The sequence below is a fragment of the Leptospira alstonii serovar Sichuan str. 79601 genome (assembly GCF_000347175.1).
Lineage (GTDB): Bacteria > Spirochaetota > Leptospiria > Leptospirales > Leptospiraceae > Leptospira > Leptospira alstonii.
Genome location: NZ_ANIK01000120.1, coordinates 23,806 through 39,944 on the forward strand (window position 1 = coordinate 23,806; position 16,139 = coordinate 39,944).

General features: G+C 41.1%; 8 protein-coding genes and 2 pseudogenes. 4 read left to right on the forward strand and 6 right to left on the reverse strand.

Going from position 1 to position 16,139, the window contains the following annotated elements:
* Positions 1 to 243: 243 nt before the first annotated feature.
* Together LEP1GSC194_RS19865 and LEP1GSC194_RS19870 are read right to left on the reverse strand one after the other, a co-directional pair.
* Entirely contained in the window at positions 244 to 3,246 is a 3,003-nt protein-coding gene (locus LEP1GSC194_RS19865) for a DUF2339 domain-containing protein (protein ID WP_020775272.1), read from the reverse strand.
* A gap of 327 nt (positions 3,247 to 3,573) precedes the next feature.
* Positions 3,574 to 4,647, reverse strand: a complete 1,074-nt coding sequence (locus LEP1GSC194_RS19870) for an ankyrin repeat domain-containing protein (RefSeq protein ID WP_036043869.1) — start codon at positions 4,645 to 4,647, stop codon at positions 3,574 to 3,576.
* 326 nt (positions 4,648 to 4,973) lie between these two features.
* Between LEP1GSC194_RS19870 and LEP1GSC194_RS19875 the strand changes: the two genes are divergently transcribed.
* On the forward strand, positions 4,974 to 6,650 hold the full coding sequence (locus tag LEP1GSC194_RS19875) for an acyl-CoA dehydrogenase family protein (protein ID WP_020775250.1): 1,677 nt from the start codon (positions 4,974 to 4,976) through the stop codon (positions 6,648 to 6,650).
* A 1,021-nt stretch (positions 6,651 to 7,671) separates the two neighbouring features.
* On the opposite strand, the gene lenC is transcribed toward LEP1GSC194_RS19875, so the two are convergent.
* Positions 7,672 to 9,042 (reverse strand): endostatin-like outer membrane lipoprotein LenC, encoded by a 1,371-nt coding sequence (lenC, locus tag LEP1GSC194_RS19880; RefSeq protein WP_020775283.1) that lies wholly within the window; start codon positions 9,040 to 9,042, stop codon positions 7,672 to 7,674.
* A gap of 308 nt (positions 9,043 to 9,350) precedes the next feature.
* Here lenC and LEP1GSC194_RS19885 point away from each other — a divergent pair, with 308 nt between their 5' ends.
* Positions 9,351 to 9,857, forward strand: coding sequence for a hypothetical protein (locus LEP1GSC194_RS19885; protein ID WP_020775269.1), 507 nt, complete (start codon positions 9,351 to 9,353; stop codon positions 9,855 to 9,857).
* 268 nt (positions 9,858 to 10,125) lie between these two features.
* Here LEP1GSC194_RS19885 and LEP1GSC194_RS19890 read toward each other — a convergent pair whose 3' ends face one another.
* Both LEP1GSC194_RS19890 and LEP1GSC194_RS23700 read right to left on the reverse strand, forming a co-directional pair.
* The gene (locus LEP1GSC194_RS19890) at positions 10,126 to 11,274 is read right to left on the reverse strand and encodes an adenylate/guanylate cyclase domain-containing protein (protein WP_020775267.1); all 1,149 of its coding nucleotides are present in this window, start codon (positions 11,272 to 11,274) and stop codon (positions 10,126 to 10,128) included.
* 368 nt (positions 11,275 to 11,642) lie between these two features.
* Positions 11,643 to 12,245: a hypothetical protein gene (locus LEP1GSC194_RS23700; RefSeq protein WP_020775270.1), complete on the reverse strand. Its 603-nt coding sequence runs from the start codon at positions 12,243 to 12,245 to the stop codon at positions 11,643 to 11,645.
* Positions 12,246 to 12,465: 220 nt separating this feature from the next.
* Between LEP1GSC194_RS23700 and LEP1GSC194_RS19905 the strand changes: the two genes are divergently transcribed.
* Positions 12,466 to 14,025, forward strand: coding sequence for an SDR family NAD(P)-dependent oxidoreductase (locus tag LEP1GSC194_RS19905; protein ID WP_020775254.1), 1,560 nt, complete (start codon positions 12,466 to 12,468; stop codon positions 14,023 to 14,025).
* A gap of 216 nt (positions 14,026 to 14,241) precedes the next feature.
* On the opposite strand, the pseudogene LEP1GSC194_RS19910 reads toward LEP1GSC194_RS19905, so the two are convergent.
* Positions 14,242 to 14,871: pseudogene (locus LEP1GSC194_RS19910) on the reverse strand (3'-5' exonuclease); the annotation flags it as partial.
* Between the two features lie 236 nt (positions 14,872 to 15,107).
* On the opposite strand from LEP1GSC194_RS19910, the pseudogene LEP1GSC194_RS19915 reads away from it, so the two are divergent.
* A pseudogene (locus LEP1GSC194_RS19915) lies at positions 15,108 to 16,139 on the forward strand (hypothetical protein); the annotation flags it as partial.

The following is a 16,139-nucleotide window of genomic DNA, read 5'->3' on the forward strand; positions in this document are numbered from 1 at the left end:
TGAAAGTCGCAATTTCTTGACTGGAGCTGAAAGCGCGGTTCCGACTCGGCAGAGCCGAGGAGGAATGCGGCCGGCCTTTTTCTCCTTCGTGATATTCTTATTTCATTGAGCGTTTGATAACGATTCATAGAAAGAGTCATATAACGATTCTTGCAAACGTTCGATAGGTTCCAACCGCTCCCACAAGCTACTTGGATTTCAAGATAAATCTGAATGTGTTAAGAAGATTCGTTTTCGGTTACATTAAACTTCCGCGGAAACTTTGGAACGAAAGACCCTGTATGTTAAAAAAGCCAAAATCGTTAATCCTAGAAAAAAGAACACACGAATGATCCAGGTGGAAACGGGAGGTTCTCCCATCGAATAGCCGAAATTTTCGTTTTCGCGCTCTTCTTGGATCAGAGCTTCGTTTTGAAATGCGGACTCGGAAAACGTTTTTTCGAAATCGAACTCGGCGGGCTGCGCGTAAGGATTTCCGTAAAAGATTTTCAAATCCTGAACGTCCTGATCCGTTTCCAAACGTATCGGAAAAACGATTTCCTCTTGAAGGATAAAAATTTCCATCTTTTCCAAAGTCAAGGGATGGTCGTCTCCGTCGAAAATTTCCAATTTAAGTTCGGAAGAAATCGGTTTCGATAAAACCAAATTCGTATCCGAGGATCCATTCGATTTATTGAATATGATACCGTCTCCGAGCAGTTCGAATTCCTTGGAGGAATTTTTAAAGAATACGTTCACCTTACGTTCGAATTTCTTTTCCTTGATGAACAGGAGCGCTCTATGAATCGGAATTTTCATGGGATTTCTAAAATAGAAAACGCTCGATCTGGTATCGGCGTTAAAACCGAATTCCAAATCGGTTCTTTCCAAAACCCTTTTGAATTCCGCTCTTTCGATAATCGGTTTGTAAGTCGCTTTGAGAAACGTTAAACGGACATCGGAATCGGTTTCGATCCGAACGTAAGTTTCGTTTTGTTGGGCTTCGAATCGAATTTGATTAGAAGCGTCTCCTCCGGAATAACTGTAGACTGTGAACTCCGAATGGAGTCTCCAATCTTCCGGATTTTTTCCCAGATAGATTTTTCCATTTACCTCGTATTCTCCGGGTCCTTGAACGAGAATCGAAGAGTATTGGGCTTTTACAGGAACTTTAGGAAGTTTTAATACGTAAATTCTATTGTTATCGTTTTCGTTTTTCTCTTCGAAAAGAAGTTTCACTCCGACCTCTCCGGCGTCGTTGGAACTTGCAAGAGTATTCCTCGAAATAAACGGAACCACGCGACCGTTATGAACGATCCTTCTATCGTTGATTCCGGAATGTCTGACGATATCCTCGTCCAAATTGATCTTACCGTAATATACGTTATCTTCCTCCGCGCCGTCCTTGCGGGAGATTTTCGGAATTTTAATTTCCTTATAATACCGATAACCTTTCGTATTGATCGTTTCTGCCTCCAAAGGGGAAACAATGAACGAGCCGAATAAAACAAATAAAAGCAGTAGAAGCCCGGATGAATTTTGGTAGTTTGCGAGTTTTTCCTTAAACTTCTGATAATAAACGCTGATAAGAATAAAACCGAGGCCGAGAGTAAATCCCGCTATGATTCTGACGATCTTACTCATCGTCCATATATCGTAAAAATATAATTTTCCCACCAATATCATGGACACGAGCGCGCCCGCGATTCTAAGGGATTTGAACGAGTATTTGAATCCCGTAAAAAGAAACAAAGAGGCATAAAAGGCAAGAACATAAGAATATCCTAAATTTCTGTAATGTTCGTTGTGAACGGTGTGATAAACGTCCGCCAAAGTGCCTATAATAAGAGTGAAAATTCCCATATAAATAAATCCCCGATCGAACTCCGAAGAGTTCTTGTTTTTTTGAATGTAGTACGTTCCGAAAAGAAATACGGATGCGAGAAAATATAACGCGAATCTTTCGTTGAATAAAAACCATCGGTTCACGTCGTCCATCGAATTGAAAAAATACAATTTTAACAAGGCGGCAATCCAGAAACCGACCGAAAGAGTTCGAATTTGTACGTTTCCGGAGTTTGAACTCAGCAGAGAAACGACACCGGCGAAGGCGATCCAGGAAAACGTAAGCCAACTTTCTTCCGAAAAATCCGAAAGCGCCGCGAAAGTAAATCCTAAGAGAAGATATAAATGAATCGTTTCGAAAATTACGCGTTCCGATGCGGAAAAAACTTCCGATTTTTTCCGACTGAGTAATATCCATAACGAAAAAAGAACGGCCCCGAACAACATGAAATGCGGACTTAAATTCGGGTAGAATTCCCGTAGTTGAAAGTACCCCGTATATCCGAAACATAAGGAATTTAAAACTAAAAAGACGGGATAAAAAATCCAATTCCACTTAGGAAATACGCCGCCCGAATTTTCGTTTCTTTGCGAAAGTTTCGGAAAGAAAAAAACTTTTCCGTAAACGAACAACAAATACGTCGCATTGATAAATAGGAAGGGAATCAAAAATCCGCTTCGTTTCGCATTTTCTATCGCCCATAAATAATACAATACGAAGTTCGCGGTCAATAATAGGAAAGAGGATACGATCCAGGATACTTTTCTGGAAATTAAGAATAGTAGTATATTCAAAAAAATTAAATAACTGAATAGGAATCGGTAGGAATTTTCCCCTTGAGAAATCAGAACGGGGGAAAATACCGAACCGACCAACGCGAAGATATAGAGGATCTCTTTACGGATCCAATAAGCCAAACCGGAAGAGAATACGCCTAACAAAACAAGATACAAAAAGGTTTCGGAGAGGGAGAATAGATCGTAATAATAATACGCGCCGAACAGACTCAAATAGACGATTGAAAATCCGGTTCCTAAAACCGACTCCGGTAGAACCCGATACTTTTTTACGGCCAATCGAATTCCCGCAAAACAAACTCCGAATCCGATGGACAATCCGATCAGAATTCTACCGGACTCGTTCACCCATCGATTGTCGAATGCGAATTTGACGAGCCATACGCTTGCGAGAAGGATCGAAACCAATCCGAATTTGCCTAAAAGATTTCCTCCCCAAAAAAGTTCCCATTCGCGACTTCTGGGTTTTTCAATCGGCGCTGCGGATTCGATCGGTTGAGAGTTTGCGTGGGAATCCGTTTCCTGTTTTGTTTCTTTATGAGTATGTGTGAGGATTTCTTTTTTGAGAGATACGATTTCTTGTTCCAGTTCGTCCAAACGTTTTTGTATTTTCTCGATTTCCAAAATAAGTTTTACTCCACTTTCAAACCGAAGATGATTTGGAATTCGTTTAAAAAGGAAAGCAAAATTGAGTTAAATTCCGAAGGAATTGGAACATTATGTTCAAGCGCGATCGCGAGCCAGTCCACTATGAAATTCGCGAGCTGCTGCGACGACCCATAGGGAGTCGTAGCATTGAGTTTCTTATTCGCCCAAACCTTCAACCGTCGAACTCACGTTACTTACATTAAAGGGCACTTTGTGATAAACATTTAGATAGTAGGAGATAAGTAGAAGGCCAAGACCTTTTAAAAACGGATTTGCTAAAAACATTCGTGCTACCTCTGGCAACTAGGGAACGCCTTCAAGAAACCTGAGCGCATCATAATTATTTTCTCTGCCCAAGTTCATTAAATATTTTGCATGTTCCAGAGGGGTTTCCTCGGAGCCGTTTTTCACGGTTGGATCTGCGCCTTGTTGAAAAAGATACTGTGCGATTTCTTTTGAGGCTGCATCATACAGCGGAGTCTGCTGATAAACATCCTTACCGTTTACATTGGCGCCGTGTTCTACTAATTGTTTTACAATTTGAATGTTGTGTCTTTTTTCTACTGCGTAGTGTAGAGGGCTCGTCCCGTCTTCCGCCAAAGTAGCGTTGACATCGGCTCCTCCCTTTTCTAGGAGCAGCCTAATAATTTCGGGTCTTCTATCTTTTTTTGGCGGAAAATTAGAATAACGTTCTATTACGTTGAAGAGTAGATAATTACAGCGACGAAAAAAATCGCAATTCTTCGCATTTGCATCGGCGCCTTTCTCTAAGAGGAGCCTCACGATTTCAATGTTCTCGTTCTCAATAGCAAAATACAATAAAGATTTATCATAGAAGGCGTCGTTTTGGAAATTCGCATCGGCGCCTTTCTCTAAGAGGAGCCTCACAATTTCAACGTTCTCGTTCTTAATAGCAAAATACAATGGAGACGGACCAATGAATGTGGAATTCACATCCGCGCCAGCCTCGATGTAACGGCGAACCGCCGATAGATCGTTGTTCTCTATACTTCCCATCAGAAGGCCTGACTCCCAGGCCTCGGGAACTCTCCAATAGTAATATACCGTAAACGGAATTGTAATGGGAAATAGGATCGTATCCGCCAAGAAGGACAAAGGAAGATCAATAACACTAAAAGGAAAATTCTTATCTATACCAGTCATCCAGTAGAGTCGTGTCCCTGGATAAATCCAGAGAGGAGGATCCAAGGCGCTAAGATTTTTAGACAGTTCCGGAGAGACGGTTTTATCTGCGTATTTTGCCATGGACCAAATGCGTGTGGGTAAAATTTGAGCTTCTTTAAGCATTAGGATTGTACCGCAATCCATCTGAGCAGCCATCGAGATCGTTATCATCATTCTGAACAAGATTTTCATTTTCTATTGTTCCCGATTACATTGGCTTGCTCCATCCGGTCCGATTCAATCTGTTTTGGCATTCTGATATATTGTAAGTCCGGCGTAAAACTTTCTAAGAAATAAAATAGGGAGGTTGTGTTCATTCTTCTTGCATTTACTTAACGTTGTGTTGATTCATAAGAAAATGAACTTATTCCGAGACGCAAGTGCTTTAAGTGCGATCCAGGCCTTATTTTGAGGCCGATCGTCCCTGAGAAGGTTCGCTCAAAAAGCAAATGACAGGGGTAGAAGTCGTGATTTTGTAGGTTTCAGATACGAATTTTTTACTTCAGGATTAAAAACCCATGAGCGCAACCCATACCGTCGTTGATCAAGCGACCGCGAAAAAAGCACTTTCCGTTTCCGCAGGAATTATCGAAGAAGTTACGAAGGCCCTTGCGGCACGTTGTAATGTAAACGGAAAAGTTTCCGTTGAGAAAATGGACGAAAACCAACTCGTCCAATACCAAATCGCTTGGCTTACGTCCGAACAAAAAATCGCTGAGAAGTTCATCGAATATGCTTGGGATACGTCTCGGGGAACGGGAGATCTCGAACAAGAGATGGCCGTAGTTTTCGCGGCTGAAACCGTGAACCACGTTCGTTCCGAAATCAGTTCCCGTCCTTCCGAATACGGAGTGAAAGCTTCCGATCTCGTTTCCAAAATTTTCAACGATGAAACCAATCGATTTTTAGAAAACGCGATGGCGATCCAAAACTACAACCGGATCGCGGACAAGATCGTTGCCAAAGGTCACTTCGGAGCCTACGGCCTTGATGACGATCACGAAATGTTCCGTGAAACGTTTAAGAAGTTTGCTGAAGACGTGGTTATGCCTCACGCGGAACACGTTCACAGAAACGACGATATCATCCCCGAAGACATCATCGGCGGACTCAAAGACATGGGATGTTTCGGTCTTTGTATTCCCGAGTCGTATGGTGGAATTCAGCCGAACGATAAACCGGACAATCTTTCCATGCTCGTAGTTACGGAAGAACTTTCCAGAGGAGGTTTGGGAATCGCGGGTTCCTTGATTACCAGACCCGAGATCATGTCCAAGGCTCTTCTCAAAGGAGGAACCCAAGAACAGAAAGACAAGTGGCTTCCGTTACTCGCATCGGGAGAAAGAATGGCGGGTATCATGGTGACCGAACCGAATTACGGTTCCGACGTTGCCGGTGTTTCCGTTACCGCCAAACCTGCGAACGGCGGTTGGGTCATCAACGGTGTTAAAACTTGGTGCACCTTTGCGGGTTATGCAAATCTTCTATTGATTCTTTGCAGAACCGAATCCGATCCTTCTTTGAAACACAAGGGCCTTTCGATTCTTCTCGCCGAAAAACCGAGTTTTACGGGTCACGAATTTACTTACACGCAACCGGAAGGCGGAAAGATCGAAGGAAAAGCGATCGGAACCATCGGTTACCGAGGAATGCACTCTTTCGAAGTTTCCTTCGACAATTACTTCGTTCCCGCAGAGAATCTGTTAGGCGGAGAAGCGGGTAGGGGAAAAGGATTTTATTTTCAGATGGAAGGATTTGCGGGCGGAAGAATTCAGACCGCGGCCCGCGCACACGGAGTGATGCAAGCAGCTTTGGAAGCGGCGTTACGTTATGCGCAAGAGAGATCCGTTTTCCAAAAACCGATCTACGAATACAACTTAACGAAATACAAAATCGCAAGGATGGCTGTGATTCTACAGGCGTCGCGGCAATTTGCGAACCACGTTGCAAATCTTTTGGACGATCACAAAGGTCAAATGGAAGCGACCTTGATTAAATTCTATGCTTCTAAAGTTGCGGAATGGGTGACCCGGGAAGCGATGCAGATTCACGGGGGTATGGGATATGCGGAGGAATACGCGGTTTCCAGATATTTCGTGGACGCCCGAGTGTTCTCCATCTTTGAAGGCGCCGAAGAAGTGATGGCCCTCAGAGTAATTGCAAAATCTCTAATGGACCAATACGTAGGGGCGTAATCTTTAAGACAAAAACCGAAAACACTCTATTCAAAAATTAGAATGGAGTGTTGGAACAAAGAGGCGTGCCCCTGCGGCATAATCTGTCTTCGTGCATCCGCCGCTTCGACTGAATTTCACAAATAATTCTGAAAGGATTCAATTGATACGTATAAGATAGATCACATTTCTTATTTTCATGATCCCGGCTACTCCAACGATCTCGGTTATTTTAGCTTATATAATTGCAATGCATGCCGTCAGTAAAGAAGCTTGTGAAAAAAATCTCCGAGGACATTGGTATTTGACTTCTTATAGGAAGTCGTTGTGTTCTTGTTCTATATGAACGCAAATTCTGCCAATGCCCACTGAGCGTTTTTGTATCCGAACAAAAAGGAAAGATATATCCAAAATGCGTTTACGAATTGAGTCAATGAAAGTGTAGTATTTGAAGAAGAGTATATAGCTTTAAGCATAGTTTTCAAATAAAGTTTTGAATAACATTTATGGCGCGTCCAAAATCGACGTAAGAAAATCAGAGCGAAAGTCAGGCAGGGCTCTCAATTCTGATCAATAAATTGCACGAAAGAAACGTAATATAACATATCGTCTTTAGTTTCAATTTATTATGTAAATCGATCCGTCGAACGACTATGGAAAGCGAGACTCCGAGTTTGAAAGAGCGTTTTGCGGAGTTCCCCGCATCGATCCTTTTTGCGTTATGTGGAATTTGCGTTTGTTTAAAAACTTAGAATGTAGGGTCTACTTTAAAAAGTCCGACAAATCTGCGTTACTCGTCATTGAAAAAAGATTGGAATTGATTCAAGATATTGAAAACTAAAATACAAGGAAAATAAAAATAGAGGAATCGTATCCGATCCCTCTATTGAAATCATTTTTAAAATTCAAACTTTGTAATATTTTTACAAAATCGAATATAAAAACAGTTTTTTACTTACAGCGCGTCCCAAAACCTAATTTCTTATCAAAAAATTTAAGCTGCAAAAATCTGTCTCGCTTTTCCTAATCGGAAAACAGACTCTTATTGTTCCACACAAACTAGGCCTAATCTATAATTACCATAGGAAGTAAGTTTATTGGAACAGGACGTCGTGAATGTTCCATTGGATTCTGCTTTAAGAGCATTTGAGTCCGTACTATTTGACATGCCATATACCCCATAAACAGAATTATCGGAACTAGTCCAAGAGTCGCAAATAATAGGCTCTAACCCAGGAATTCCTCCGGATGTCCAAACGGTCCAATCTGAATTTAAACCTGTCCAGTGTGCAGCTGCAATTTGCGAAAATGAATTTTCTAATTTTCTATTGTTTGCAAAATCAAACATTCCGGAACTATTCGTAGTCATAATGAACGTATCGTCATAGTCTCTTATATATTTTTGATTCGGTAGAAGTACCCAGTCTTTTTGTCCTACTGTAGAATTCGGTCCTACCGTCGTTGCAACTCTATTGACTCCGTCCACAATCATTGCCTTGTATGTTCCCCCCGAGGGAAGGTTTGTAGGAACTTGACTCTGACAGTATGCATCCGCTCCGGCAATTCCTCCAAAGTTTCCGTTATGCCATTCCTCCGTACTAGAAGTAACGAATATATATTTTGGACGCGGCTGCTCTACACAAACGAGACCTAATCTATAATTTTGATAGGAAGTAAGCGTATTGGAACAAGACGTTACGAATGATCCAGTAGATTCTCCTCTAAGAATATTCGAGTCCATGCTAACTGATATGCCATATACCCCATAAACAGAATTATCAGAACTAGTCCAAGAGTCGCAAATAATAGGCTCTCGTCCAGGAATTCCTCCTGATGTCCAAAGGACCCAATTCGAATTTAAACCAGTCCATTGACCGGATTCTTTAACTTGGGTAAATGGATTTTCCAATCTTTTACCACTTTGAAAATCGATCATACCGGAACTATTTGTAAACATTACGTTCGCACCGTCTTCCGCTCTACGATACTGTTGGTTCGGTTGAAACACCCAGTCTTTTTGTCCTACCGTGGAATTCGGTCCTACTATAGTAGCTACTCTATTGACTCCGTCTACGATCATCGCCTTGTATATTCCAGTAGGAATATTGGAAGGGATATGACTCTGACAATATGCATCCGCTCCGGAAATTCCTCCAAAGTTTCCATTATGTTCAGCGCCCGAAGAGGATGTAGTAAAGATATATGGCGCGTAGCCTTCTGGAAAAGCTGATTGTAGATTTTGTCCACGGAGTTGATTTCCGCTTAACGTCGCTGAACCTAACGTCTGTTTGTCGGAGATAATCGCAAGTAAGCCACTTAAAACCGAATTGTCGCCCCCAGATGATTTATTGAAACACGCGACAAATATCAGCGTAAATACCGATACAACCGCAAATTTATATTTAATTTTCATAATCGTTGATTTACTCCTAAAATTTTTTAATCAAGTGAACAAGCACAAATGACTTTAAAAACATGAAAGATCCGTATGTAAATCTATTTATTGAAAATATAACAAGTTATTGTTTATTTTTCCCTAAAAATTTCTTTTATAACAATTTATCAAATATTTGACACGTAATGAATTGTTCTATTTATAACGCTTAAAATTTCGATTAACGTTGGTTTGGCGTAAGAATTTTTTTTAAAAATGTAAATTGTTTCGAGAAAAGTAAAATCAAGAACACTCCAACTGTTATATTTTGACTGAGTTCCGTAAAAATGAGTAAAGTAGCCTTAAAAAGAAAACCGGGACGGATCCTATGTTCTTACGATCGATTTGAATATACTTCCTTAATTGGAATTTTTATTTCCTTGTTAGCGATTGCGGCCATTTTTTCCGATATGGTCGAGTTTGAAACGGAAGGATCGGATTATACTTATGAGAAGATATTCGGTATATTCTTTTTCGGACTAATCTTTTTGATTACGGTTCATCGTTCATTCAATTCTATACATATACATATAGAAATGTGGTATGTGATTGTATATTCGTTTCCGATTCCAACGCAATGGAGAAAAAAAATACGAAAACAAGACATTAAGAAAATAATAATAACGGCGGAAGGCCATGCTTCGGAGAATTCTTCTAATGAATCGTATTCTATTTATTGCATACTATATAATCGAGGCGAAGTTCTGATTTTGGATCGAATTTGGGATATTGCGGACGCAGGCAAAATTAAAAGTATCTTGAGCGAATCCTTGGAAACTAGGAGAACTCAATGATTCGTCTGCAGGATCGGCAAAAGTCGGTCGTTATTGTAGATATAAAAGGTAATATTGTCGGTAATAAAAGAACCATTCATTTTTAATATGTTTATATGCGATGTTTCGTATTTTGAAGTAATGATTCAATGGCATAGGTATCGAGGGAATTCATTGGGCAATTCGGCATCTGGCTATAACTTTGGGTTGGAACCTGCGATTAAAAGTGGAAGAATAAAATAAAAAAGATATATCATGACTTTGCATTTCTCGGGTTTTGGGCAGGCCCTTAACTTAAAGGAGAATAGATGTTTCTTTCTCCCGTAATTCCTTTGAGATGTTTTGCTCCCACGAATTCGAAGTTTTCCGACCCGGCTTTGTTTGCGAATTCCTCCGTCGTCAAAATGCTCTTACCGAAATCTTTGCAGAGGGATTCTACTCGAAAGGCCTGATTGACCGCGTTACCGATCACCGTAAAATCGAGTCTGTCTTTCGCTCCCACGTTTCCGTAAACAACGTCGCCCACGTTAAGTGCCATACCCAAATGAATCGGAGACTCCGGATGATCGACGTTCCATTGTATAACGGAAGTTTGAATCTTTTGCGCCGCTTTCAGGGCCGCCAAACAAGCCTTATACGGATCCTTTTCCGCCGGAAAAACGGCAAGGATCGCGTCCCCGATGAACTTAAGAATTTCCCCTTTTTCCTCTTGAATCGGTTGTGCGGTGAGTTCGAAGTAGTTGTCCAGAATTTCCACGATCCTTTTGGGGGAATTGTTTTCGCTCAAAAAGGAAAAGTCCCGCAGGTCCGCGCAAAGAATCGCGGCGTACATCGTTTCACCCGATCCTCTTCTAAATTCTCCCGATAAAACTCTTTTGGAAGCGTTGGAACCGAGATAAACTTCCAAGAGTTCGTTGATTGCAAATTTTCTGGATTCCAAATCCAAACGTAAGGAAAGAACGTTTCGAATCGAATTTAAGAAATCGATTTGTTCCTCCGAAAATCCTCCGGGTGCGTCCGTACTCCAAGAGATCGCGCTTCGAATGTTTGTTCCGAAAACGGTGGCGAAGATACAATAATCCGTTCCGCCTTTTTCGCGTAAGTCGACGCAGATAGGATACGAAAGATCGGCGTCCGGGCCGGTCAGCTTACAACGAATGAAATCCTTTTGTTCTTCTCGGATGAGATAGATAGGACTGTCCTTGTATTGTTGTTGTTTGAGTCCGTCGTGTGAAATGAATACGATTTGAGTTTCTTCTCCTCTCGTCCAGATGATCGATCTTACCATCACCTCGGGATGCATGGTGGGAATGCTCGTAAAAAATCTCCAGACCGGAATTCCCGCCTCAATCATTTTGCGGTTTACGATTTCTATAAGCTCCTTTGCTTCCAAGATTCTGGATTCTGGAGTGGATAACCAATTTATGATCTCTTTCATGTATTCTCTTCTTGCGTTATGTATTGGGTTCGTTTCGAGTCCGTTTTTAAGATTCGAAGACGGTTCGAAAGGATTCTGCTGGTCTATTTCCTACGTTAGGAGTTTTATGCAAAGAAAAATTCAACCTAGGAAAAACAGGATATTAAGGATTGAAAATCATTTAAGTGAACGTTTTTGATTAGGATCTTTTCCGTTCGTAAATTAGAAAATTTGCAAGTAATGTTCAAACTATACGATGACATATCAAACGATCCCATAGAGTTTTAGAAACCTCCGTCTCGAAAGAAGTAGGTTTTTCTATCGGAACAGAGATATATTAAGAATCTATTTAGGATCTTGGAGCGGATTCTAAAGATAACAAAAAAAGGTCATTGTACACCCGGAAAGGAAGTCACATATTTGATTTTTACATCCGGAAAACTATCCACGAACTGGATTTTGAGATCCGGAAACGAATCCGACATCTGCCATTTTCCGCAGGAATCCGGAAAATGATCCACTACTTGCACATTTAAATCCGAAAAACTATCCACTACTTTTATTTTCACATCGGGGGAGGAGGTTACTACTTGAACCTTACCGTATAATTTTTTTCCTTTGAAAGAGCAACCGGTGCTTATCTTTTTTTGATTTCCGGAGCTTGAGGATGTCACCATTCCCGGAGAAGAACTGACGTATTGAATCTTAATGTCCGGAGAACTAGTAACGAACTGGACTTTTAAATCGGAGGAGGAATCCGTCATTTGCCATTCTCCGCAAGAATACGCCGACGAACTCACCACTTTGACTTTTAGGTCCGGAGATGAGGTTACCACTTGTACTCGTATATCGGGGGAGCTACTTACAACTTTGATTCTTCCGTACAAACGTTTGCCTTCAAAGCTACAAGCCTCATCGATATTGTCCGCATAGATTGTGCTTCCGATTAAAAAAGCTCCGATTAAGATCGTGTATGAAAAAATTCGTTTCATTATTCCATCCTAAATGTGATTTGGGAAACGTCGATTAGAACATTTCACTTTTGAATTTGTTCCTAAAAAAGTGGCTTAACTCTGAAATTGAAAAAGTTTTTTAAAAAGTAAAAGAACGATTTTAACTCGGAAATTGAGTTGATCCTTTGATTGTTTTTTTCGGTATAGTGGAATGAAGGAAAGAAGGATGATTTTTCTTTTGCAAGCGAGCTAACGGTTCATGAGCGATTCTCAACAAAATGGCAAAGAAATTCCACTCATAGATGAAATTCAAGACTGCATCCGACTTCTGGAATCATTGACGGAAAATCCCGAGCTGCTTACTTCCATTCCCGAAAAAGAACGAATCGCGCTGATGATCGTTGCGGGAAAAATTTCCCGTCCCGATCGGAACGAAATTCGGATTCGAAACAAAACGATCAAACATTCCAGAAAGAAAGAGATCGTCGCTCGGGAAAAAAAAGCTAGGGCGGCGACCGGGATTCGAACCGCGCGAACCGTCTCCGTATTCAAAGCGCCTTTGCAAATTGCCGATCAAACAGATCTATGGAAAAACGAGAACGCGCCGGAACTTACTTCGCCTCGCAATTGTTACGTTTGTAAAAAGGAATATACGCGCCTTCATTTTTTTTACGACGCCATGTGTCCGACATGCGGAGAATTGAATTATAAAAAAAGATTTCAGACCGCGCCCTTACACGGCCAGGTCGCGTTGATTACCGGTTCCAGATTGAAGATCGGATATCAAGCGACTCTGATGCTTTTAAGAGCCGGTGCGACCGTCATCGCGACCACTCGTTTTCCCGTGGACGCAGCATTACGGTTTTCTAAAGAAGACGATTTTGTACAATGGTCCGATCGGCTTCAGATTTTCGGATTGGACCTAAGACATACTCCGAGTGTGGAACTTTTTGCGAGTTACATCGAACAAACCGTGGATCGTTTGGATATTCTCATCAATAACGCGGCTCAGACGGTTCGTAGGCCGCCGGGATTCTACTCTCATCTTATGAAGCTCGAACTATTAGATTTTCATGATATACCAAAAGAGGCCGCGCAACTTCTGAAACTTCACGGGGATTGTAAGGGGAAACTCGAATCTTTCGGAGGAACCGACCTTGCGAACGAGGCCGCGCTTCCCGTAGGTTGGAACGGAAAAATTCCCGGAGTGGGAATCCGTTCCTCCGCACAACTTTCACAAATACCTTATTCCCACGATAATTCCTTCGAATTGGAGACGGTTTTTCCCGAAGGTCAAATGGATGCGGATCTTCAGCAAGTCGATCTTAGAAAAACGAACAGTTGGCGGCTTAAGTTAGGCGAAATTCAAACTTCCGAGATGTTGGAAGTTCAGCTCGTAAACGCGGTCGCTCCTTTTGTGCTTTGCAATCGTCTTGTTTCCGTTATGCGACGTGAGAACACGGGCCTGAAACATATCGTAAACGTATCCGCGATGGAAGGAAAATTTCATCGTTTTAAAAAAGAGGACAGACATCCTCATACCAATATGGCAAAGGCCGCGCTGAACATGCTTACGCATACTTCCGCGATTGATTTTGCAAAAGACGGAATCTATATGAACGCCGTCGATACGGGTTGGGTAACCGACGAGGACCCGATCGAGTTATCCCAGAAAAAGCAGGATCTCCACGATTTTCAACCTCCTTTGGATATCGTCGACGGCGCGGCGAGGGTCTGCGATCCGTTCTTTGACGGAATTCTCACCGGAAAACATTGGTGCGGTAAATTCTTAAAGGATTATTTTCCGATCGATTGGTAAAGAAAAGAATACATTATATTTAACGCGAATTCGACTTAAAAAAGTTTGGGCGAATCCCTCATCGATTTTTTCTTACGAAAAAAACCGATGAGGGACCGCGCTTTCTGCTCTGATCAACAAATTGAGGGTTTGTTCGAAAGATGAAATTCTTTCGTCGCTCCAATTTGTTGATCTCGCTTCAATCGCTTTCGCATCGGTTATATCGAAGTGCGTCGTTTACTTCGACAAATCTTCCGGTTCTATCTTTTTTAGTTTTTTAAAATAACTGAAAAATTCGTTTTCGATCGTTTCCCTTCTCGAATTCTTAGCCGCTCCCAAAATCAGCAAACGATCCCGCGCTCTTGATAAACCGACATAGAGAATTCTCCTTTCCTCTTCGATCGTTTCCAAAGGAGAATCGTATCTGGCGTTCCAGCCGTCCGCGATGTCCGTAAAAACCGTGTGAAATTCCAAACCCTTACTGGCGTGGATCGTCATAAGATAACGATCGGGTATTCCAATTCTTATATATTCAGAAATTCTAAAATTAGATCGACATAAAATTTTCAAATCTTCACCGGAGCTGGGAATCGCTCGAATTAAAAAAGGAATCAGATCGGCGGTTTCTTCCATGAGGATTTTCCCGATAAAAGCTTTTCCTTTGCGCGAAGGCAAAACTTCTTTTTCGATTTTTTCCCGATTTTTTAGGATGGGAATTGCGGACGTTCGGATGATCTCCGGTAGCGAACGATAGTTTGTGTTTAAGAAATGGACCTTGCAAGGTTGAAAGAGTTTTTGGAAACTTAAGAACGCCTCCGGCGCCGTTCCCCGGAAACTATAGATCGCTTGGCTGTCGTCTCCGACTACGAATTTCATGTTTAGATTCCCCAAACGAAAAAATCCAACTCCCCAATCCGTTTCTTCGAAACGTACTCGGTGAGTCCATTTTTTCCTTTGTTGATCAAAACAAGAAATTCGTAGTCGGAGACGACAGCCAAGCTTTTACCCAAAATAAACCTTTTAGGAACCAAACTGAGCCTTCACTAAAACAACCTAAACTCACAGCTAAAGATCGTTTTAACTCAAAGTTCCCTCATATTAACATTGACTATTATACTAATTTAACTAAGGCCCTATTAACTAAATTTTATCCAAAGTATTGTCCAACCTGTAATGTTCTTTTAACTAAAGATGTTTCGACTCGTGAGAATGCGGTTCTTTGTCCTGAATGTAACTATCACGGATCTCGCACTGTTGGAACCTTTTTACACCATTTTAAGATCCCTTTGTGGTCCTTCTCCTATATCTTAGTAGAGGCTGTTCAAAGATATCCATTAGGGTTATCAGCTTCTGAAATACAAAGGAAACTATGTGTAAGTAACAATACCGCGATTCTTCTTAAAAGACGCTTACAGGTATTTCTTTCTGAAATGATACCTTCTATTAAGACTTTAATGGTAGAGGATATACGTAAGACTTGGAAAGGTAAGGATTTGCCAGAATCAGGCGATTTGAGTGATTTTATAAAGGGTAAGCCAGTAGTTCATACAGATACTTTAGCTCTCTTCAGTGCAACTCAAAGAAGCAATGGTTATCTTGCCAGAAAGAAGCATTCAGGACAAACTGCTTCGATTTATTTAAGTGATCGAGTAGCAGAGGCCAAAGGGGTCTATCAAATTGGTACTTTAATAAGCACTGTAGCCCTTAAGGGTAAAGGAATTATATTAACTTCTGTTCCTGATCAAAAACAATCTACTCTACAACCCCTCTTTGATTTTTTGCCAAAGAATTCACCATTATTTAGTGATGAAGGAATTCCCTGGATGGCTCGTTATAACAAAAACTTTAGAAGTGTTAATCATTCCGCCAGAGCTAAAGATGGAAAGAGAAATGTCTGGGCTAAAGATAGATATTCAAAAAATGGAATATCAAACCAAACATCAGAGGGCGTACAGCGTTCTATTAAATATTCATTTTTAGCATCATACAATTATTTTAAACCAGAAAATGGACAATTGTATCTAAACGAATTTTCTGCACTTAAAGCTATTAGAGTATACGGAATAGAAGAGTTACTTCGAGTTTGTAGTCATCAAAAGGTTCATCTTAACCCTAAAAAAACTAAGGATTTGGGG